The 22,232-nt window shown below is 34.2% G+C and carries 16 protein-coding genes; 8 read left to right on the top strand and 8 right to left on the bottom strand.

Going from position 1 to position 22,232, the window contains the following annotated elements:
* Positions 1-41: 41 nt before the first annotated feature.
* The 3 genes from HGP29_RS20405 to HGP29_RS29125 form a co-directional block, all read right to left on the bottom strand.
* Positions 42-4,283, bottom strand: coding sequence for a DEAD/DEAH box helicase (locus HGP29_RS20405; RefSeq protein WP_168884288.1), 4,242 nt, complete (start codon positions 4,281-4,283; stop codon positions 42-44).
* Positions 4,284-4,285: 2 nt separating this feature from the next.
* On the bottom strand, positions 4,286-5,386 hold the full coding sequence (locus HGP29_RS20400; protein ID WP_168884287.1) for a hypothetical protein: 1,101 nt from the start codon (positions 5,384-5,386) through the stop codon (positions 4,286-4,288).
* Positions 5,387-6,030: 644 nt separating this feature from the next.
* Positions 6,031-6,105, bottom strand: a complete 75-nt coding sequence (locus tag HGP29_RS29125) for a DegQ family regulator (protein ID WP_394354073.1) — start codon at positions 6,103-6,105, stop codon at positions 6,031-6,033.
* Between the two features lie 100 nt (positions 6,106-6,205).
* Here HGP29_RS29125 and HGP29_RS20385 point away from each other — a divergent pair, with 100 nt between their 5' ends.
* Together HGP29_RS20385 and HGP29_RS20380 are read left to right on the top strand one after the other, a co-directional pair.
* On the top strand, positions 6,206-6,688 hold the full coding sequence (locus tag HGP29_RS20385; protein WP_168884285.1) for a hypothetical protein: 483 nt from the start codon (positions 6,206-6,208) through the stop codon (positions 6,686-6,688).
* A 487-nt stretch (positions 6,689-7,175) separates the two neighbouring features.
* The gene (locus tag HGP29_RS20380; RefSeq protein WP_168884284.1) at positions 7,176-7,526 is read left to right on the top strand and encodes a DUF6984 family protein; all 351 of its coding nucleotides are present in this window, start codon (positions 7,176-7,178) and stop codon (positions 7,524-7,526) included.
* Positions 7,527-7,608: 82 nt separating this feature from the next.
* Here HGP29_RS20380 and HGP29_RS20375 read toward each other — a convergent pair whose 3' ends face one another.
* The gene (locus HGP29_RS20375; protein WP_168884283.1) at positions 7,609-10,293 is read right to left on the bottom strand and encodes an alpha-L-rhamnosidase-related protein; all 2,685 of its coding nucleotides are present in this window, start codon (positions 10,291-10,293) and stop codon (positions 7,609-7,611) included.
* Between the two features lie 296 nt (positions 10,294-10,589).
* Here HGP29_RS20375 and HGP29_RS20370 point away from each other — a divergent pair, with 296 nt between their 5' ends.
* Positions 10,590-12,164: an arylsulfatase gene (locus tag HGP29_RS20370; RefSeq protein ID WP_168884282.1), complete on the top strand. Its 1,575-nt coding sequence runs from the start codon at positions 10,590-10,592 to the stop codon at positions 12,162-12,164.
* Between the two features lie 90 nt (positions 12,165-12,254).
* Here the strand turns inward: HGP29_RS20370 and HGP29_RS20365 are convergent, their stop codons facing one another.
* The 3 genes from HGP29_RS20365 to HGP29_RS20355 form a co-directional block, all read right to left on the bottom strand.
* A complete protein-coding gene (locus tag HGP29_RS20365; RefSeq protein WP_168884281.1) occupies positions 12,255-12,653 on the bottom strand; it encodes a hypothetical protein in 399 nt (132 codons plus the stop codon).
* 16 nt (positions 12,654-12,669) lie between these two features.
* Positions 12,670-13,788: a M48 family metallopeptidase gene (locus tag HGP29_RS20360; RefSeq protein ID WP_168884280.1), complete on the bottom strand. Its 1,119-nt coding sequence runs from the start codon at positions 13,786-13,788 to the stop codon at positions 12,670-12,672.
* A gap of 63 nt (positions 13,789-13,851) precedes the next feature.
* On the bottom strand, positions 13,852-14,799 hold the full coding sequence (locus tag HGP29_RS20355; RefSeq protein WP_168884279.1) for a YjgN family protein: 948 nt from the start codon (positions 14,797-14,799) through the stop codon (positions 13,852-13,854).
* A 218-nt stretch (positions 14,800-15,017) separates the two neighbouring features.
* Between HGP29_RS20355 and HGP29_RS20350 the strand changes: the two genes are divergently transcribed.
* Positions 15,018-16,580, top strand: a complete 1,563-nt coding sequence (locus tag HGP29_RS20350; RefSeq protein ID WP_168884278.1) for a protein adenylyltransferase SelO — start codon at positions 15,018-15,020, stop codon at positions 16,578-16,580.
* 27 nt (positions 16,581-16,607) lie between these two features.
* On the opposite strand, the gene HGP29_RS20345 is transcribed toward HGP29_RS20350, so the two are convergent.
* A complete protein-coding gene (locus HGP29_RS20345) occupies positions 16,608-17,234 on the bottom strand; it encodes an HAD family hydrolase (protein WP_168884277.1) in 627 nt (208 codons plus the stop codon).
* 246 nt (positions 17,235-17,480) lie between these two features.
* Here HGP29_RS20345 and pyrF point away from each other — a divergent pair, with 246 nt between their 5' ends.
* From pyrF to corA, 4 genes are all read left to right on the top strand, one after another.
* Positions 17,481-18,296 (top strand): orotidine-5'-phosphate decarboxylase, encoded by an 816-nt coding sequence (gene pyrF, locus HGP29_RS20340; RefSeq protein WP_168884276.1) that lies wholly within the window; start codon positions 17,481-17,483, stop codon positions 18,294-18,296.
* Between the two features lie 94 nt (positions 18,297-18,390).
* Positions 18,391-19,386 (top strand): 3-oxoacyl-ACP synthase III family protein, encoded by a 996-nt coding sequence (locus HGP29_RS20335; protein WP_168884275.1) that lies wholly within the window; start codon positions 18,391-18,393, stop codon positions 19,384-19,386.
* Between the two features lie 181 nt (positions 19,387-19,567).
* Positions 19,568-21,115, top strand: a complete 1,548-nt coding sequence (locus HGP29_RS20330) for an SLC13 family permease (protein ID WP_168884274.1) — start codon at positions 19,568-19,570, stop codon at positions 21,113-21,115.
* 32 nt (positions 21,116-21,147) lie between these two features.
* Positions 21,148-22,206, top strand: coding sequence for a magnesium/cobalt transporter CorA (gene corA, locus HGP29_RS20325; protein WP_168884273.1), 1,059 nt, complete (start codon positions 21,148-21,150; stop codon positions 22,204-22,206).
* Positions 22,207-22,232 lie beyond the last annotated feature (26 nt).

Genomic DNA, 22,232 nt, shown 5'->3' with positions numbered 1-22,232 from the left:
AATCATCCTGATTTACAATTCAATAAATCAGGATGATTTGGTTACACATCTAGTAAAACTTCATTATTCTGAAGTAATTTTAATAGCTCCTGTGTATTTAGTTTCGAAGCTTTTGAAGTGCCAGAAAGTAAATCATCTGCCAACTCTCGTTTATCCGCATGGAGGGCTATCATTTTCTCCTCAATAGAATCTTTTGTTATCATTCGATACACTGTAACTGGTCTTGTTTGACCAATACGATGTGCTCTATCTGTTGCCTGATCTTCTACGGCAGGGTTCCACCATGGATCCATATGTATCACGTAGTCTGCAGCTGTGAGATTCAGTCCGGTTCCTCCTGCTTTCAAAGAGATAAGAAATACATCCCCTTCTCCATTTTGAAAAGCCTCGATCCCTTTCTTTCTATTGCTCAAAGTTGTCGAACCATCAAGGTATTGGTAAGATATCCCTTCCTTGTCTAGAGCATCTTTAATTATATGTAAGAAGCCAACAAATTGACTAAATATTAAAGCTCTATGTCCGCCCTCTTTCAATTCATGGACGGTTTCTAAAAGAAGTTTTACTTTATTTCCTTGAACAGTCCAAGTGTGATCTATAAGTCGAGGATGACAACACAATTGTCTCAACTTGGTTAATTCAGCGAGTACTTGAAGCGTAGCATCCTTATTTTCATTTTTCTTAATTATCCCCTCAATTTCTTCCAAAGCAGTTCTTCTGTGTGCCTCATATAGTGTCATTTCATCATCAGAGAAATTCACAGTTAAGACTTGTTCGGTCTTTTGAGGAAGTTCATCCAATACTTCACTTTTCTTTCTTCTTAGGATAAAAGGAGAAATGAGTCTTCTTAATACCTTTTTAGCAGATCTTGCATGATGCTCTTCTCCTGATTCAGAGATTTTTAATACAAAGTTTTTATTAAATGACTCCCAATTTCCTAATAGACCAGGATTGATGAACTCAAACAAATTCCATAGTTCTGCCAAATTGTTTTCTATAGGAGTACCTGTAGTAATAATTCTGGTATTCGCTTGCAATTGCATGGCTATTTTAGAACGTTTTGTCCCTTTATTCTTGATAGCCTGTGCTTCATCGAGCAAAACAATGTTCCAATCTTTATCAATTAATTTTTTATTATTTGATTGTAATAAACCGTAGCTGCAAATGACAAGGTCATGGGGCCCTGCTTCTTTAATTACTTTCTCTCGTTTCGTAGCTTGTGATAACAAATGGACTTTAAAAGTAGGAGCAAATTTTCTAGCTTCATTTACCCAGTTAAAAGTCACAGAAGTTGGAGCAACCACTAAACAAGGTCCTTCAGATGCTTTACTAAGCATTAATGATAAGCCTTGTATCGTCTTTCCTAACCCCATATCATCCGCTAAACAGGCTCCTCCTCCCCATGAAGCTAATCTAGACAACCATTGGAAACCTTCCTCTTGATAGTCTCTCAAGTCTGCCTGTAAGGTAGTAGGTATAGAAAATGACTTCTGATTCGCTTCCTCTATTTTCTCCTGCAGATTTTTCCAGGTATCATCAGAACGGACTAAAGCTTCTTTTGTCAACTCATTTAGAACACCATAAGAAGCCAAACGGTGTACTCTTAATTCTTTATCATCATCTATTGCAACACTTGTAAGAGCAGTAAGTTGCCTTCTTAGTTCATCAGTGAGTGCAATAAATTCATCTTTCTTTATTTCTACATATTTGCTATTCGGGTCATTTTTGAATTGACGCATTAAATCGGCTAAAGAAGTCACCACCTCTTCATTTAGTTTCACATCTCCACCAATAGCAAACCAGTCTCTTTTTTTACTTTGGATGTTTACTGTAACATTACCGCCAGTAACTTTTCCAAGAAGCTTAAAACGAATGCCTTTCGGCCATTCAATAACAGGTTGTATATCTCCAAATTGAAGTTCATTTAAAGCATTTAGGGTTTCTTCTCTATCTGTCAGTTCCCAAGCATGGTGTCCGTCGTTGGTCATATCCAATTGCGGGCGTTGTGCATAGAACTTATGTAATACCTCCTGTTCTTCTTTTAATTGTCTTATGACCCTAGTTCTTTCTCTGTCTACTTCCTCCACTAAGATCTCTTTTCCTTTTCCTGGAACAACATAAGGAGGTTGTGTTTTGAATGGCTTCATGTACAACTCCAAAAGAATATTATTACCTCTTGGTGTAAGTAAAGCATGAAGGGTCTTATCAGCTACCAATTCTGGTAATTCCTCTTTGATATCCTCTACATGTGAATGTACAATTAAAGACTGTCCTAAAGAGGAAACTACCTGTTTTAATTTTTCCTTTCCATTTTTTGGGATGATAACATCAGTAGGGAAATTCCTTGCCCAAGATTTAATGTTACTATCTACATCATACAAAATAACCCTAGTCGGTGTTTCTCTTTTTAAGGGAAAATCGATGTTGACATCCTTATCAAAAAACAGTTTATAGTTCTCCCCTTTCTCTGTGATCTGTAATTCTAATGGTCGTTTTTCAACAATAACAGATACATTATCATCACTTTCCAAGACCACGTTTGGATGATTAGGAAGAAGTTTCCAAACCTCTAGTACATCATAATCAAAGTATCCTCTTCCATAAGCTTTAACTGCTTTATCAAAGATCTCATTATCAATGTCTAACATCCCTTTGATTGACCTTGATAGCATTCGTCGATCGGATATTTTTTTAGGTTTAGACCAGATACCACTTTTCAATTTTGTCTGCTCCATAGGCTGTACATATAACCTGTGGTCGGCAACAACCCAAAGTAGTCTGCTTTCTGATTTTGTTGTTTTCTTTTTCTTGTTGGTCTCTTTAAAGTTTTCTGCTAAGCCTTCAATTTTCTTTAAAACCTGTTCCCACTCTTCTACTTCAGATACCTCTAAAATATCTTTCAGCTGAAGAATATCTTCATCCATTAAATACTCTAGGTCGATATCACTATCAAACTCAAACTTTTTAGCTAATTGGAAAGCCTCAGCAAGGATTGAGGCATACCATAAAAAACCAGATCGATAAAGTTTTAAAGCTCTACCTCCAACTGGATTAATCAAATGGTCTGATAACTTAAACTCTTTACCAAAAACTTGAATATATAGCCAAACCAAATAGGCATGCGAAAAGGGATTCAATAGGTTAGGTTCTTCCAGAAACTCAATAATTTTAAACCTTAGATCATATTTATCATAATAACAATCTAGACTATTCTTATTCTTAAAAACACTCTCTAGGTCCAATTGAGCATGAAGTAATTCTTTATTGATTAAAAGCTTTTTAGCAAGTGCTGAATTGTATCTATTTCTATTTAGAGAAGTCGCATCAGGGATCTCTTTTAAGATGATGGCAGAAAAAATAAATTCTAAGCTATTAGACAAAAACTGCCATGATTTAGAAGATTTCTTCTTTGCATCTTTACTGAGGTCCTTTACTCCGATGGCCTCTAGAAAGTTCGGTAATGCTTTACCATTGCCCTTTCTGATAAAATGACCTAAGCCTACATATTTCTTATCAAGGTGATGAGAAGTAATTTTCTGAAGAGCAGTATCGACATCTCCTCTCAAAATGAAATCAAGTAATTCAAAATTATAGATCACATGAGCATTTGAAGGGAGGAATGTTATAGCATTTCGGAAAAGTTGAATATCTACCTTAGCATCAAAAAAGTCTGCTAAGAAATATTCTACCATTTCATGTAGACGTTTTTCAGGAATTTCATTTAACCATTCTCCTTTATCAAATCCCGCTTTATAAACGGAAAAAACACCAAGAAGTAGTGTTGTGATATAATCAAAATGGCCTGCTTTATTCTGAAATATATTCATGAAAATAATTTCAGAAAGCTGAGAGTTTCCCAACATTAAGTCTCTTACCGAATTTTCAGGTTTATAAACAGAACGCCCAAATGAATGTTCATATGGAGGGAAAGTATCACTCAACTTTTCAATAAAAGAGCCATGAGGTGCATGTTTTTTAATATAAATCACGCCCCAAACAAAAGACTCTAAATCTACTGTATGGTAATATTTTGTCTGTCGATATTCAAATGAATGTAGAAGACCTTCTCCTTCTAATGTATCGAAGAATGAAAAGACTATTTTTTTTACTTTAGATTTTGTTTCAGACAAATAGAACAAACGTTCAAGAACTTCAAGAATTACATTCCGAGGTTCTCCTTTATAACCACTACAAGTATATATTGTAGCAATTTGTAATTTCTCTTTATCAGAGAATACCGCTAACTTTTGATCTATTGATGAATAATTATCTAATGAAAAAAACATGCTTATAGAATGTAGTACCCCGAAATAAATTTATCTTTCTTAGCGTAAGCTTCGTATTCTTCTTCTAATTCCTTCTCTGTTCGTAAGATAATCGAAGATTTACTACCACTGTTTAGGTGTTCAAGCACTCCCCAATAATTATTATTTTTGGCATCTAAATAGTCTTTACTTTCAGGGTCCATCCAGATAAATGCAACATTTTTATTCATTACTTTCAATGCAGAAGACATGAAGTCTTGGATACGATTTTCGTAACCTTTTTTCCAGAATAAACCTTCTACCGTCACAAAAGAATGATTTTTGAAGTTGAATAAACGGTTGGCTAGAGGTATGTAAGGTAATAAGTATTTTGCGACCACTCCTTCAATACCAGGAAGGTGTTTGAATTGCCAATTTCCAACAAACAGTTGTCCGCCTGCTACAATCTCTCCATTTTCTTCCAAGACAAAAACATCTTCATTTTTACAGATATTTTCTGAAGAGAAAAAAGCATAATCTTTATAGAAATCATCAACAAGAGACATATACGTACTCTTCTCTGATTCTTTTATCCTTCTAAAGTTGTTATGAATAGATGGAGAAACCCTACTGTAAGTTAAGGTTGTCATTTTGCCAATCGTTTGGAAGCCTACTTTTTCAGTAAACATCTTCGATCTCAAATTGTCGTTCTCCACTTGTGCATGGAAACATTGAGGTGTACCATTTTCCTTGCTCTCAGGCATCCGGTAATTATTGAAGAAATCGATAAGTTGTTGATCCAATAAACTTACTTTTCTCTTCTTCTTATTTGCTGCCTGCTTAGCACTCTGCATCGTTTGCATAAATGCAAAGTAACGAATATGATAGGTTTCTATTTGTTGTCCCTCATAAAATGTTTCCTTATGGATAAGTGTAATAGTACTTAAGAGTTTATTATTTCTTCTAAGGTTAAGAAAATATGCCTTCTTAGTATCTACTAAACTTTTTCTTGTTTCTGTATGGACATAGCGTAAACCACCCTCAGTACCCCAAAGAGTTCCTTTGAGTATGTCTACAACATCATCTTCGATAATATCTGTTAGTTCTAAAGTAATTGACCCTAATTGGGTAATTATATCTTTCATTTGACTTCCTAAAAATTTCGTATTAAAAACAAAGTAACACTTACTTCTATCCTAATGACATTAGGAGGTTACGATCTTATTCAAATTTAAACCTTTCATCACTGATAATAAAAACCCTTGTAGTGTATTAGATTACTATTAACATTGTTGTGATTAAGCTTCTCACTTCAAATTGAAACAAAAATATTGTTATTTTTTTCATTTCTAAATGAAACCATGAAAACATATCAAAAAAAGACAAATATTCTTTACTTATTGATGTAACATCATAGAAAACATGTTGTATTAAAAAAGACATTATTCATTTATAAAGAACTTCAAGTGATATAAAAGTATAAATCCTTCGTACAGAATAACATACATTAAGAAAATAAATCTTCGATTATGTTAATTTCAATCGGTTGCACTAGTGCTCTAGCATTTATTTACTTACATTTGCATTATATAATAATAACCTAAACCTACCATTAAATATGTTCAACTCGTACTCCATCAGCGAGAACACCCTAAAGTGGGGTTCTGAAACTCTTTTCAATTCTGATAAGAGAAAAGACAATCGCGAAAACAAAAACCAAAAAGGTAAACAACAGAAGCTACAGAAAGGAAAAAACCTTTAACCTTATCCGTAGACTGCATAACCAGAACTAGATATTACTATTACGAAGAGAGGCATTTGTCTCTCTTTTTTTGTTCTTTAACTTTTGTAATAAACGTTTAATGTTGTTTACACTCCAAAAAATGCTGTTGGTCGAAAAGAAATTGTGAAGTAAGGTCTATTCTACACTTTTGTAATGTAATCGTTACAAAATGATTCAGATTATGAGAAAAGGCTCAATTTACATATTACTATTACTGTCAATATTTAGCTGTATTGAAGTAGACCAACAACCCAATATTCAGGGTACATGGGAGCTTATTTCAGCAGTTACCATAAAAGAAGATACAGTAGAGCATCTTGAAATGGATGGTATCAGAATGATTAAGATAATTAATCAGAACCATTTTGCCTTTCTTAATCATGACGAGCACAAAGGAATTGACTCAACCAAAGCAAAGTTTATTGCTGGTGGAGGTGCTTATACTTTAAAAGGAAATCAGTACAAAGAAAACCTAGAATACTGTACTCACAGAGCATTTGAAGGTTATGATTTCGATTTCACTGTAACGATAAAAGGAGACACTCTGACACAAGAAGGATATGAGATTGTAGAAGAGAAAGATATCCATCAAAAAATCATTGAGAAATACGTTAAAGTTCAGGGAGGAAAGGCAAAAAATATTTATGCATTTCCACTGATGTAACGAAAGATATATTATTAGTAGTTTTTCATTTCATTTCATACGATTCTATTTGGACGATAGAAGAGAATATTGAGAAAGCCATTCTATATTTATAGGGTGGCTTTTTAGTTTGTAGACAGGCAATTAGTAACATTTTTCGAATCTATTACTTAATAATTATTGTGTTTTAAAAATAAAGTATCATTGTTACTTTTGAAGAAACAACATTATGGTTAATAAACTTTTGTATCAATGAAAAATACATTAACAACGGAGATTCTTTCCACAATTATCACAACAAGTATTATCTTATTTACAGTTATCGGTTCTATCATTATTGAATTAATCAAATGAGAACCTATTCTGTAGAAAACAGAAAAGTATGAATGACATGTGTACCAACTGATTCTGAGACTAATATTTGAATAAAGAAATATTATATATGCCATCTTACCACAAAGGATGGCTTTTTTGGCTATTTACTTTAATTTTGTTGAAAATTATAATTATGAGTCAAAGAAGAGAAGTGAGACAGGAGGAAATAACTCTTGTACAACACCTAATCACTTTAGGAGGATTAAAACCTGAGAGTTTTGAATTACCAACCATGGTAGATGATTATGAAAATGCTGTTATGGGAAGTATAAACTTTACACCACCTGAAAAGGCGGCCTATGCAGGGGATATTGTCCAAGTGGTTTATAGAGATAGTGATGAAGTTCCTGTAGTGATTACACTCACGAAAAATGTCAATAATGAGATCCTTGACATGGATTTTTGGAAGAAAGATTTCTCAAAATTACAGACTTACCCTATTCCAGAAAAAGTAGCCCTCTTTAATAATAATGGGATGATATAGGGCATTTCGACGATAAAAAAATATAAAAAAAGGAGGTGAAATCTTAATTGATTCTACCTCCTTTATTTTCTATTTAAAGACCTTATTTACTCGCTTTACCGTAGTATACGTTTTCTATAAGTGCTGTATTTACATCAACATTCATATTTTCATCGTACGATTCAAAACGGATAGATAATTTATTGGCTCCTTTCTTTAATTGTACAGGAATATGGTTTGTCATACCAATACTTGACCATTCTTCAGTACCTCGCTGTGCCATAACTAAAGCACCTTGATCCGTTCCATTTACAAATAAATTACGTATTGCACATTTATTATCTGTATTCCATGGACCGCTACCATTTGTGTAAGAGAACCAAACCATATATTCTCCAGATTCTGGAACAGTGATTTTAAAATCTACTTTCTTATTTCTTTTCTTAGAAACTTCTACCATTCCTGACGGAGCTGCTTTAATATCGATTTTCTTACTTGCACTCGCAATTCTCGAAACATTCTTGATTTTGATATCCCCTACTGAAATTGGTTCAGAAATATATGATGGGAAATTATCACTATCTATTGCTCTAACAGCATACTCATCTACCTCTTTCTCTTTCTTGATTGTAAATGACGTTTCATTCTGAGTGGCGATTACCTTACCATTCTTGATGATTTCGTAATTAACTGCTCCCTTCACTGCTTTCCATGTTAATTGATCACCTTTATATGTAACATTTGGGTTTTCAAGGTGGAATTTATTAGCTACTTTGTTTGATGTCGTTCCTTCAGTAATATCATTATCAGCTAAGACTATATCAATTTTATGATTTCCTCCTTTTTTCAAGTTAAAGGTAAATTCATCAGATGCTTTTCCATCTATTGTAAATGATTTGATCTTACTACCGTAACCTTTTAGAGTGATATCAAAGTTATTTTTCCAAAGCTTTACGTTTTTCAATTCTTTGCTACCTCCATATACTTTTGGTACTACAGGATTAAAGCTTAAGATGCCTTTTTCATCAATAGAAATACCAAAATATACTTTGTAAATCATCGCCATGTTACCAGACAAACTCCATAACATCTCATCAGAGTTAACCTCAGTATCCATATAATCACCATCTTCTGCTACAAAATTCTCTTTGTTGGTTAAGAATAAGGCCGCAGGTCTGTAAATCGATGCCAAACCTTGCTCTAAAGCAGTACCATTCCCTGCCTTTGCTGTTGCAATGTTCCAATAAGCCTGTACAAATGGCCAAATACCATTGTTATGATAAGGTCTAATACCAGGAATCTGAGGATAAACACAAGCAGCACCATATGGAGTGATTGGTGAATTTTCTACAATGCTTTTCGCTCTATTTTCATCAGCAACATCAAAAATTACAGCCAATGCCTCACCTAATGCTTCATATTTTGGAGAAAGGATCATATGATCTCTACCGTATAGATATTGTGCGTAGTATCCCTCTTTTTCTAACCAAAGGTGATTATTAATGGCATTTTTAAGGTTAACAGCATACTCATTATATTTTTGGTAGTCTTTTTCTTTTCCTAATAATCGAGCCATTCTAGCAGCGATATTCATGGCCTCAAAATGATCCACATTTGTTCCTAAGTTCAATGATCTGTAGATATCAACGTTATCCATCCATCTAGGGTAAGTCTGCTTTCTCCAATCCAAGAAAGATGACTCTCCTCTCATTAAACCTGTTGCTGGATCATAAACAACATGCATATCATCGTCTATGGTATTTGCAATAACTTTGTATGCTTCTTTTAACCACCCCTGATCACCAGTTGTAGTATAAACATTCCATGCTGCTAAAGCCCAAGTTACTCTATCAGAAGAGACAGGCCATGCTCCACCAGAACCTGTATCTTGAATAATTCTATCTCTTTTTACCTTTCTTCTTAAAGAAGTAATAGCTCTTTGAGGGTCTAAAATTGATAAGCTTAAAACAATAGAATAAGAAATATCTCTTGTCCAAACTCCACCCCATTCTTTACCAGTTCTAAAAGTACCATCTGCTTCAGAATCGGCCACAAGTTCGTTCAATGCTAAATTATAAAGAGCATCTACTAAAGGAATATCAGAAGTAAAGGTTGGATACTTAGATAGATTTTTAGTTGATTTCCACACTGGTGAAGTGATTTTTTCAGGATCTGGCTGATTCATCACTAAAGTGATTTCATAAATACCATCACCATCCTTATCCGTCAGTTGTTCTACATCTCCTAAATTGTCGAAGTCCCAGCGCATTGGAGCACTTCCTCCTGCTACATAAACCCCTTTAAAGTCATTTTGGTAAATCTTCTCACCATGAATATCTTCATAATACCCTTTTGTTTTGAAGGCATTTAATACAGGCGACATATCTAATTTGATAGTTACTTCTGTATTCTTTTCCAACCAATCCATTTTGTCGACCTTCTCATCGTCCAAATGATGTTCTCCAAAAACAATTGTTGGTGAAGTATAGTTTCCATCTTCCGGATGAATAACTAGGCGGTGGTTTTTACCATAGGCTAGTTCATCATCTTTTCCATTTATACTGAATTTAAATTCGATTGCTCTGCTGTATGCATCTTGAAGTGGACTCTTATAGTTAGATGTCATTTCTTTTGGCGATACTACTGTGGCAGTAAAATCTCCTTGGGTAACATGATCTTTATACACATTGTATGTTTCGGATTCATATAAAGTATTTTCATTTCCAGAATCACATGCAGTAAAAGCCATTAGACAGCCTGCTGCCAACAATCGTAGGGTTCTATTCATTTGGTTTAAATTTGATTTTCCTCGATGAATTTAATCTTCAGTAATTTACAACAAGTTTCTATTTAGTAAAATTCTATTCTCTTTTGAAATCGGTTTCGAAATAAAAATTTATCAACCATTAAGAGTTTGTAACATCAAATATTTTGTCAAATTCTCAGTCAGGTTCTCTTAAGCCTACTTTTACTCAACTCCTATTCAAATTATGGGAATCGTCTTTTCTTATCATACCTCAATTTCATTGATATTTTTTGTGATCATATTTGTATTATTAGTTTAACATTAAACAATGAAGAGATATGAAAAAGATACGTTATTACTCCATTTTCAACCTATTCATATTATTACTTACTTTTCATCAAATAGAGGCAAAATCAAAAAGACCCAATATCCTTGTGGTTTGGGGTGATGACATTGGCTTTAGTAACGTTTCTGCTTACAATTTAGGAATGATGGGGTACCAAACACCTAATATAGATAGAGTTGCTCATGAAGGTGGACTATTTACCCATTATTATTCTCAACAAAGCTGTACTGCTGGTCGAGCATCATTTATCCTAGGAGAAGAGCCATTTAGAACAGGTTTACTTACCATTGGTCTTCCTGGTTCTCCTCATGGTATTCCCGAATGGGCACCTACCATCGCAGACCTTTTAAAAAACCAAGGATATACCACAGGGCAATTTGGTAAAAACCATTTAGGAGATAGAGATGAACACTTACCTACAGAACATGGTTTTGATGAGTTCTTCGGTAACCTTTACCACTTAAATGCGGAAGAAGAACCTGAATCTTATTACTATCCAAAAGACGAAGAGTTCAAAAAGAAATATGGACCTAGGGGTGTTATTCATTCTTATACAGATGGTAGAGTCTCTGATACGGGACCACTGACTAAAAAAAGAATGGAAACTATAGATGATGAGTTACTGCAAGGTGCTACTGATTTTATTGAAAGAGCCCATAAAGCGGATAAACCTTTTTTCTTATGGTTTAATTCTACAAGAATGCACATCTGGACACACTTGAAAAATGAATCTGAAGGAAAAACAGGTGTCGGTGAGTATGCTGATGGTATGATTGAACATGATAGACATTTAGGAGTCTTACTAAATAAACTGGAAGAGCTAGGGATCGATGATAACACCATTGTCATTTGGTCGACTGATAATGGTACTCAAAAATTTACTTGGCCTGACGGTGGAGTATCACCATTTAAAGGAGATAAAGGAACCACTTGGGAAGGTGGGTTTAGAGCTCCTTGTGTAATTAAATGGCCAGGAGTAATTAAACCGGGTACCAAATATGATGGAATGGCGTCGCACATGGATTGGATGCCTACATTATTGAGTGCAGCGGGTGTTCCTGATGTCAAAGAACGATTAAAGAAAGGATATAAGGCTAACGGAAAAACATTTAGAGTACATTTAGATGGTTATGATTTAACAGATTATCTAGCAGGAAATGCCAAAGAATCACCTAGAGAAACGTTCTACTATTTCTCATCTACAGGAGATCTAAATGCAGTAAGATGGAAAGAATGGAAAGTAAGTTTTGCTGTGCAAGAAGGTGATATGTCAGAAGCGTATAGAGCGGTACCCGCCTTTCCTAAGGTCGTCAATTTAAAATTGGATCCTTTTGAAACAGCACAAGATCAATCAAAAACTGCATTTAAATGGTATGTTGAAAATATGTGGTTATTTGGTTCAATAGGCGAACAAATTACAAAATTTGTCACCACAGTACCTGCATATCCTTTCCAACCTGCAGCTCCAAGAGCAGACAATATCAATTACGAATATTTCAAGAAAATGGAGAGCATGCAACAGTTAAAAGCACTTGACGATGAAGTTCAGAAATTAAACAGTAAATAAGAGTTGATAAAAAAGGTTTCCTTATCAGTAAAGTACAACTTTAAGTGATAAGGAAACCTTTCATAGTATTAGTGAACTATATAGAAATATCTAGCTTTCTGAGTAAACATTTTCTTCTACCTCTGCTTGATTTCTTTCTCTCCAATACGATAATGAACATTTGATCATTAGATATTCAACAAAGATGACATAGCCCATCAATTCCACATCAAAAATATTTTCAGATGATATAGAATCAGAATAATAGAGGTAAAGTAAAAAAACCGGATATAGTATAGCTGAAAGTCCAAAAATATAGACATTGGCCTTTTCAAAAAGAGCAGATAATACTAAAGCGATAAAAATGATTACAGCAGTAGATATGAGTAGTTCGCCTAGGTAAAAATTATCATCAAAGTAAACTACAAATCCTGCAATTAATGAAATAAAGAATAAACAGGCCAAGACTATGACACCGTTTAATTTTAATTCGTCTTCTGTATTGTTCATAGTAATTGTAATTAAGTTATTCTATACTAAGTGAAGACATAAGGTCTTCATACAACATCAATTCTTTATCAGATACATTATTTTGGTCAGAAGAAATTTCCTTTTCTGCATTTTTCTTTCTCTCATGAATATCAGGGTGCGTCGAAAGAAAAGTCACTTTACTTGCATACTTAAGCACCTCATTATTTTCATATTCATCAATAAGAATATCAAATAAGTGCACCAAACCTTCTTCGGAAGCATGTACATCCTTTAGGAAATAAAGAGCATATTCGTCAGCTTCACTTTCCATACTTCTACTGTAAGAAAGTTTATTTAAATTATGTAGCTGATCTGTAATTACAGCTGTTAAACCATTAATGTCACTCAGCATTAATGATAAAATAGCATACCCAGCAGCAGCTTCAACCAAGGATTTACTAGAATGTCGTTGCTCTACATGGCCTATTTCATGACCTATCAACGCATAAAGCTCATTAATATCTTCCATCTTTTCCAAGAGGCCTGTATACAATACAATCTTACCTCCCGGTAGCGCATAAGCATTGACGATATCACTGTTAACAACGTAGAATTCGATTGGAAACTCTGAGGTAAACCCCGTCTGATGAAACAGCTCATTAGCAAGTAAAGATGCTTCTTTATTGATTTCCTCCTCATCCAAAATGATTTCTGCCGACTTTTCTCCCCATTCAACATCATAGGAAATAGGTAAATTATCTACTAAACGGTGTGATAAAAAAGGAATGGCAAAAAAATAGAAGCTCAATACAGCTGCTAAAAAAGTGACACCCAAGCCCAATGCTTTTAAGGGTGAATTAAAGATATGATAGAAGGATAAATCTCCATCTATTTTTACATCTTTCTCTTTAAGTTCTTTATAAAAATTGATATCATCGACTTCAAGAATAGGATGTGGAAAATCATCAAATATGATTTGTACCAATCCTTTTGTAATCAATTCTATAGTGTCGATTTTTTCGTAGGTAAATGAGTTATTGACGATGACCTCCAGATCTTCTTGTACAGTGATTGTTTCGTAAGTAATCTTTAGTTGGTCTCTGTAATCCCAGGTTACAGTAGCAGTATGAGATTTAGAACTTTTACCGTTATATAGTTTACCTTTGTACATCATATTATGTAAAAAAGCCTTGAAGAGCTTTGATACTCTCCAAGGCTTGTTATTATTGAATTCTTCCTAAAGTTCGATTTCAAGTGCATCTAGCATATCTTCGCCAGTAGCATCCTTGTAATCTTCTTCAGTTTGCTGTACAATATCAAGATCTAACTCTCCAATAATTGTAATTCTCTCAGCAATGAATTTCATTGTTCTAATAGTAACAAATGGAGCACCTAAACCAAATGTAAACATCACGATAAGTAAGTTAACTAAGATTAAACCAAATAGCTCCCCACCAGTTACATCTAGGTCCATATCAAGCTCTTTTCCATTTTGTACTACTTTCATATGTTCATATTCGTAGCGTAAAACTGCTGCTTGGAACCAGAAACCATAGATACCAAATGTGATCATTGTCAAGATTAAACCTTTAAGGTAAATTTTAAATAGCTCCTCACCTTTACCTGTAAACTTCATCTCTACATCTCCATATCGGATATTTCCAATGATGTACTTTCTCAGCTCAACGATAAACCAAGGTGCATAGAAGTTCAATGTAATTAAAGACAAGAACAACCCTTTAAAATACTTTTTAATAAGTTCACCTACTTCACCACGGTAACCAAAATGGATACTCTTCAGAGAAGTTCTCGATAAGCGGTACCTTAATGATCCATGAATTGCAATTGGAATTAATAAGAATAAACCAATATAAAAAACACCAATACCGATAGCCAATAATGTGGAATCACCAGTCATTGCAAGACCCACCATACCTACATAAAAAGCGATCATTAAAGCGACTACTTTAATAAAGCCTTTAAACATTTCTTTACCAGTACCATGAAATGTAAAGCGTTCATTTTGTAAAGAGGTCGAACCATAAAGATATTTAAGTTTCTTAGCCTTTGCCCACGGGTAATACATACCCAAAGTAATACCAGTTAGGAAATAGTTGACGATTTCAATACCAAAGTATTCACTCCCACTCCCACGAAACTGAAGTCTAGTTTTTGTATTCTGCATGATATAAAAAAGTTGAGTTAAGTTTACTTTTTGTTTATATAAAAATTTAAAATGTCTTTCTGATTTATAAATAGTCTGCTTAGCAAATTTAAACACATAATTGAGGAAAAAAAACATTATTACATATTTCAAAGTTAGGTTTAAAAAAATTGGCACTCTCAAGTAGTAGAATTACTTTTGCTGCTTAACATCAGAGTATTTCACAAACAATCTGTACGATGCATCTTAATATCACCAACACTTTTACTTCATTACCAGCAGATCCGGATAAAGAAAATACAAGGCGTCAAGTAATTAACGCTTGCTATTCTACTGTTACGCCTAAAAAAACTGCTCAACCTCAAATTCTTCATCTTTCTGATGAAATGAGAGAAAATCTAGGAATTAGTGAAGAGGAAAGTAAGAGTGAAGAGTTTAGAGATGTCTTTACTGGAAATAAAATTTACTCAGGAACCCAACCTTACGCTATGTGTTATGGTGGCCATCAATTTGGTCATTGGGCAGGTCAACTTGGTGATGGAAGAGCTACCAATCTATTTGAAGTAACACATCTAGACAAACTTTGGGCGGTACAATTAAAAGGTGCAGGTGAAACTCCTTATTCTCGTTCTGCAGACGGGTTGGCGGTACTTCGATCTTCCATCAGAGAGTATTTGATGAGTGAAGCAATGTTTCATTTGGGAGTACCTACAACTAGAGCACTTTCATTGGCATTATCTGGCGATCAGGTAATGAGAGATGTAATGTATGATGGCAACTCTGCCTATGAAAAAGGGGCCATTGTTACTAGAGTTTCACCGAGTTTTATAAGGTTTGGTAACTTTGAAATTTTGGCAGCCAATAATGATGTGGTCACACTTCAGAAATTAGCCGACTATACTATCGAAAATTTCTATCCACATTTAGGAACGCCAAATAAAAAAGTCTATCTAGAGTTTTTCAAAGAGGTAGGGGAAAGAAGCTTAGATATGGTTATCGAATGGTTAAGAGTAGGTTTTGTTCATGGTGTGATGAACACTGATAATATGTCTATTCTTGGATTAACAATAGATTACGGTCCCTATGGTTGGTTAGAAGGTTTTGACTTTGGATGGACTCCAAATACTACAGATAGAGAACATAAAAGGTATCGATTTGGTAATCAAGCCGAAATTATAGCATGGAACTTATATAAATTGGCCAATGCTTTGTATCCACTTATTGGGGAAGCAGAAGGTTTACAAAATGCACTTGAATCATTTAGTGCCATCTATCATCAGAAATATGAAAAAATGATGAAGAGTAAGTTAGGTCTTTTTGAAACGGATACTAATGATAAAGAATTAATAGATCAACTAAATAAGACATTACATTTAGTTGAAACGGACATGACCATCTTCTTTAGAAACCTTGCAAATATCGAAAAAGATAAACCCTTCATTCAACAAACTGATATCATCCTTGATGCTTTCTATCATAAAGAGGAATTTGATGGTAAAGTAAAAGAAGAATGGCAAAATTGGTTTGATAAATACTTGGCAAGATTAGAAAAAGAAACGCATAGTGATCAACAAAGAAAAGAGAAGATGAATCAGATCAACCCTAAATATGTTCTGAGAAATTATATGGCACAGCTTGCTATTGATGAAGCAGATAAAGGGAATTATGAATTAATTGATGAGCTTTTCCAATTATTAAAGAAACCATATGATGAACAGGAAGATGCAGAAAAATGGTTTGCAAAAAGGCCAGATTGGGCAAGACACAAAGTAGGTTGTTCGATGCTATCTTGTAGTTCATAAAAAAAGGAGTCCATTGTGACTCCTTTTTTATAGAAAAGCTAAAATCTGATCAATTGGTTCTTCTTCAATACAGAAATCAGCCGCTTCTTTAATAAACGGTTTTCTTGGAAAAACAGCTACAGATTGTGCCGCATTTTTAAACAGTTCAACATCTGCTTCACCATCACCAAAAGCTACAATATCTCCTGTGATAGAAAATTCTTTCACCACTTTATCCAATATCTTGTCTTTATGAAACTCTTCGACATGAATAATACATTTCCCTGTACAAACATTATCTTCAAAGACAATTTCATTACTATATACCTTATCTAAACCTAACTCCTCTGCCGTTATATCATTTAGAAAAGAAAGTCCTGTTGAAATCCCAACACATACATATCCCCTATCTTTATAAAATTGGATCACTTCCTTTGCACCTTTTCTTACAGGGTTATTCACTAAAGGTTTAATCATTTCTTCTTTAGACTTACCCTTCCACAAAGCGGCATCTTGATCACACATTTCTTGATAGGTGATTTTCCCTTCTCTCCAATTTGAATAAATTTTTCCGCCTTCTTCCTCAGTATTAAAGTAGTGATGCAACATCATCCAAGGATCAAAAATTTGGCGTAAGGTACCATCAATATCAAAAACTGCTAATGACTTTTTCATAATTATATGAATCGATTATTTACTTGATTTCAATTGTGCATGATAAAGCTGATTGAAAAAAAAGTAAAGAACAAGCACTCTCATTCAAAACACTTAAAATCAGCATTGTAAAATTGATCAATAGATTTTAATACGTATAATATCAGCTTCTTTTCATTCTTACGTTATATTTCCATATTTTTACTCGATTTTAAGTGATTCAAATTTGGGAGACCAAATACAAATAATGTAACTATATATAGCATCATGACAAAAGAAGAGTTATTTGGAGAGATCAAGAAAAAAGAAAGTTTCCTATGCGTAGGCTTAGATACTGATCCGACAAAAATTCCTGCTCATTTACACAAAGAGGATGACCCTATTTTTGCTTTTAACAAACAAATAATTGATGCTACTGCAGATTACTGTGTGTCTTATAAACCTAATATTGCATTCTATGAATCATTAGGGCCTCAAGGATGGGACTCACTTCAAAAGACGTTGGAGTATATGCCAAAGACTCACTTTTCAATTGCTGATGCAAAAAGAGGTGATATTGGTAATACATCAAAAATGTACGCAAAAGCATTTTTTGAAAACATGGATTTTGACTCTATTACTGTTGCTCCTTATATGGGAGAAGATTCAGTGACTCCGTTCTTAATGGATGGTAAATGGGTGATTGTTCTTGCACATACTTCCAATAAAGGTGGATTAGATTTTCAAAAAATCATCAACAAAGACACCGGCAATTACTTATTCCAAGATGTAATGCTTAAAAATCAAGAATGGGCTACTCCTGAACAATTGATGTTTGTGGTAGGTGCTACAAGAGCAGAAAGCCTTCTTGATGTAAGAAAAGTGGCTCCTGATAATTTCCTTCTTGTACCTGGTGTTGGTGCTCAAGGTGGTGACTTACAAGGAGTGGCAAAATACGGAATGAACAAAGAATGTGGCTTATTAGTCAACTCTTCAAGAGGTATTATATATGCATCTAATGGAGAAGATTTTGCAGAAGTTGCTCAACAAGAAGCAAAAAAGCTTCAGGCAGAAATGTCAGAGCTTTTAGATAAATATTTGTAACATAATAGTCAATGCAACGACTTAATCAGATTTCGTTGCATTGACTCTTTGTTATAAGCTTACTAACATAAACACATAGAAAACCGAGTAAAGTATGAAAAACGCCAAAATTGCAGGCTTAGGGTTTTACGTACCCGAAAAGGTCGTTACCAACGATGATTTATCGAAAATCATTACTACTTCAGACGAGTGGATTCAAGAGCGTTCAGGTATTCAAGAAAGAAGGTATGCAGCTCCTGAAGAAGCCAACTATCACCTTGCTGCCAAAGCAACACAAGAAGCTTTGGATATGGCCGAAATGAAAGCTGAAGATATTGATCTCATTATTTATTGTACACTAAGTGCCGACTATATTTTCCCTGGTTCTGGTGTGCTTTTACAAAGAGAATTAGGTTTCAGAACGGTACCTGCATTAGATATCAGACAACAATGTTCTGGTTTTGTATATGGTATTTCAATTGCTGACCAATACATTAAGACAGGTATGTATAAGAATGTCTTAGTGGTAGGTTCGGAAATTCACTCCCGAGGCTTAGATTTCTCTGATGAAGGAAGAGCCGTAACCGTATTATTTGGTGACGGAGCGGGTGCTGCTATACTTACAGCAACAGATGAAGACAGAGGTATTCTTTCCACACATATGCACTCTGAAGGTGAGCATGCCGAAAAGTTAGCCGTAATTGACCCTGGTTTTACAAAACCTGAAAGAAATAATCCAGACTATTGGAAACCTGGTGGTTCTGCTTTCCCATATATGGATGGTCAGTTTGTCTTTAAAAATGCTGTGGTAAGATTCCAAGAGGTAATTGCCGAAGCACTAAAGGCTAATAATTTACAACCTGGCGATATTGACTTATTGGTACCTCACCAAGCTAACTTAAGAATTTCAAACTTTGTGCAAGCAAAGATGAAATTGCCTGACGAGAAAGTAGTCAATACTATTCAGAAATATGGTAATACTACCGCTGCTTCTATTCCGATCAGTTTAACTACTGCCTTTAAAGAGGGTAGAATAAAAGACGGTGACATTATTTGTTTGGCTGCATTTGGTTCAGGTTTCACTTGGGCTAGTGCTATCATCAAATGGTAAAAATATATCAGGCTACTTCAAATATTTTGAGGTAGCCATTTTTTATACTTAATTATTTACCTCTTCAACAACTTCTACTTCTTTTCAAGTTCCTTTTTTTTAGATAAATTGTCATACAAATAAATTCACTATTTAATTCATTGCTATAGTGATATAATCTTAAAAGCTACTCTCAATCTACATGAAAAGAAGTGACATCAATCCTGATGATTTAAAACATAACCTCAACGACTTAAAACATCCTGAAAATCCGGTAACTACACAAGCTCCTGATCTTGCTGGATATTCTCTAGAAAAGAAAATTGGAGGGATATTAGGTCCATTATTATTTATACTCATAAAACTATTACCATTATTTCCAGATGGTATCACAAATAATGGAATAACCGTTATTGCTCTTGCTGCTTGGATGCTTGTTTGGTGGGTGACTGAAACAGTTCCTTTGGCCGTGACAGCCTTACTCCCACTAGTAGTTTTTCCATTTTTTGATGTGCTTTCTATTAAGGCAACAGCGGCTCCTTATGCCAATCCAATAATTTTTCTATTTATGGGTGGTTTTATTGTAGCACTTGCCATGGAAAAATGGAAACTACATCTAAGAATTGCATTGAGTATTGTGAAGGTTACAGGAACAAGTGCTAATCAGATTATTTTAGGGTTTATGCTCGCTACTGCTTTTTTAAGTATGTGGATTTCTAACACAGCGACTACAGTGATGATGCTTCCTATTGCTACGTCAATCATTCTTTTATTGTCATCAAATAATGAAAAAACACCCGAGAAGAATAAAAAGAACTTTGCCATTTCAATGATGCTAGGTATTGCATATGCTGCAAGTATTGGAGGAATTGCCACATTAATAGGTACACCTCCTAATGCCATCTTTGGTGGATTTATGAAAGAAACTTACAATATTGAAATAGATTTTTTTCGTTGGATGCTGATCGGTATTCCGTTTTCATCAGTAATGATGGTTATTCTGTATTTTGTCTTAACGAAACTCATATATCCTAATCACCTAAAAGAACTTAAAGGTGGTAAAGAACTCATTGAGGAAAAATACAATGAACTTGGTCCGATGGGTTGGGAAGAAAAGTCTGTCGCCATAGTTTTTGTATTGTCCGCTTTTCTTTGGACTTTCAGGTCATTAATCAATCAGTATGCTCCTATTCAATTAAATGATTCCAGTATAGCTATCTTTGTTTCTGTATTACTTTTTATTATTCCCACAAACCAATCTGATGGTACTTTTATTTTAGCATGGAAAGACACTGAGAAATTACCATGGGGAGTGCTAGTTTTATTTGGTGGGGGTTTAAGTATGGCTTCTGCTTTAGGAAACGCTGGTGTAATAGAATTTTTAGGTGAAGCCATATCAAATAGTACTTCGATACAAGGTGTATTCATGATGTTGCTATTAATTACAATTATGTTATTCGCCACTGAAGTGATGAGCAATACAGCATTAGCGACAATATTTCTTCCAGTTGTAGGCGGTGTTGCCGTTGCATTAGGTCATGATGTACTTACTTTTGCAGCTCCTGTAGCAATGGCCGCAAGTTGTGCTTTTATGTTACCAATGGCTACACCTCCAAATGCTATCGTTTTTGCAAGTGGACATATTACAGTAAAACAAATGGTCCGAATAGGTATTATTCTTAACATTATTAGCGTACTATTGCTTACCTTATTATCGCAAACACTTGTACCTATCGTTTTTAATGGGTAATCGAATTGACAATCTTTTTTATTTTTTAATTAATGACTCAACAAGAAAATACTAAAAAATATATTTCCCCTGATGAACTCGTATATATTGGGAAGCATAGAAATACTGAAGTAGATGTTCACTTAATGGACTTTGGACCCGACCATTTTGAAGAATTTTCTATCAATAATATTTCAGAAGCAAGAGGATACCTAGAGAAGAAATCTCTAACATGGATCACTTTTAATGGTTTGCATGATGTTGATCTCGTTGAACAATTAAAGAATAACCGTATCAATTCCCATATATTATCAGATATTTTAGATACTTCCTTACGTCCAACCTTCCAGGAATACGAAAATGCATTCTTTATATCATTGAAGATGTTTGATTATGATAAAGAGAAAAAAACGATATCTACAGATCATTTCAGTCTTGTGATTCATAAAAATGCAATTCTCTCTTTCACAGAAAAACCTACAACTATTTTTGATCCATTAATTGAGATTATCAAGAAAGGCAAAAAACGTATTGTTGAGAATTCAATGGACTATTTAGTTTTCAGAATCTTAGACATTGTTGTAGATCACTATATACTGTTGCTAAGAGAGTTAGGAGATGATATTGATGCATTTGAAGAGATCCTTCTTACTGAGCAGAATATGGAAATCTTAGATCAGATTATCACCTACAAGAAACTTGTCAATAGAATAAGAAGAAATATTAAGCCTGCATTAGAAACGATTACAATGCTTACAAAATACGATGTAGAATATATCAACGATAGTTCTAGTGTCTATTTCAATGAGCTTTTGAATGATTTAAAACAATCGAATGAGATTGCTGACGGATATAGGGAAATTCTTTCTGATCAGTTAAATATTTATCACACTACGATCTCCTCAAAACTCAACAGTGTGATGATGACCTTAACCATCTTTTCAGTCATCTTTATTCCACTCACTTTTATTGCCGGGATCTACGGTACCAACTTCGAAAATATTCCAGAATTGAGGTTCAAATATTCTTATTATTTCATGTGGGTATTTATGATAATCATTACTCTGTTTATGCTCAATTATTTTAGAAAAAAGAAATGGATAAAGTGGTAATTAATTTTTATCATACAAAATAGTTA

This window comes from Flammeovirga agarivorans (genome assembly GCF_012641475.1).
Taxonomy (GTDB): Bacteria; Bacteroidota; Bacteroidia; order Cytophagales; family Flammeovirgaceae; genus Flammeovirga; species Flammeovirga agarivorans.
This window is presented reverse-complemented; position numbering and strand designations above follow the sequence as displayed.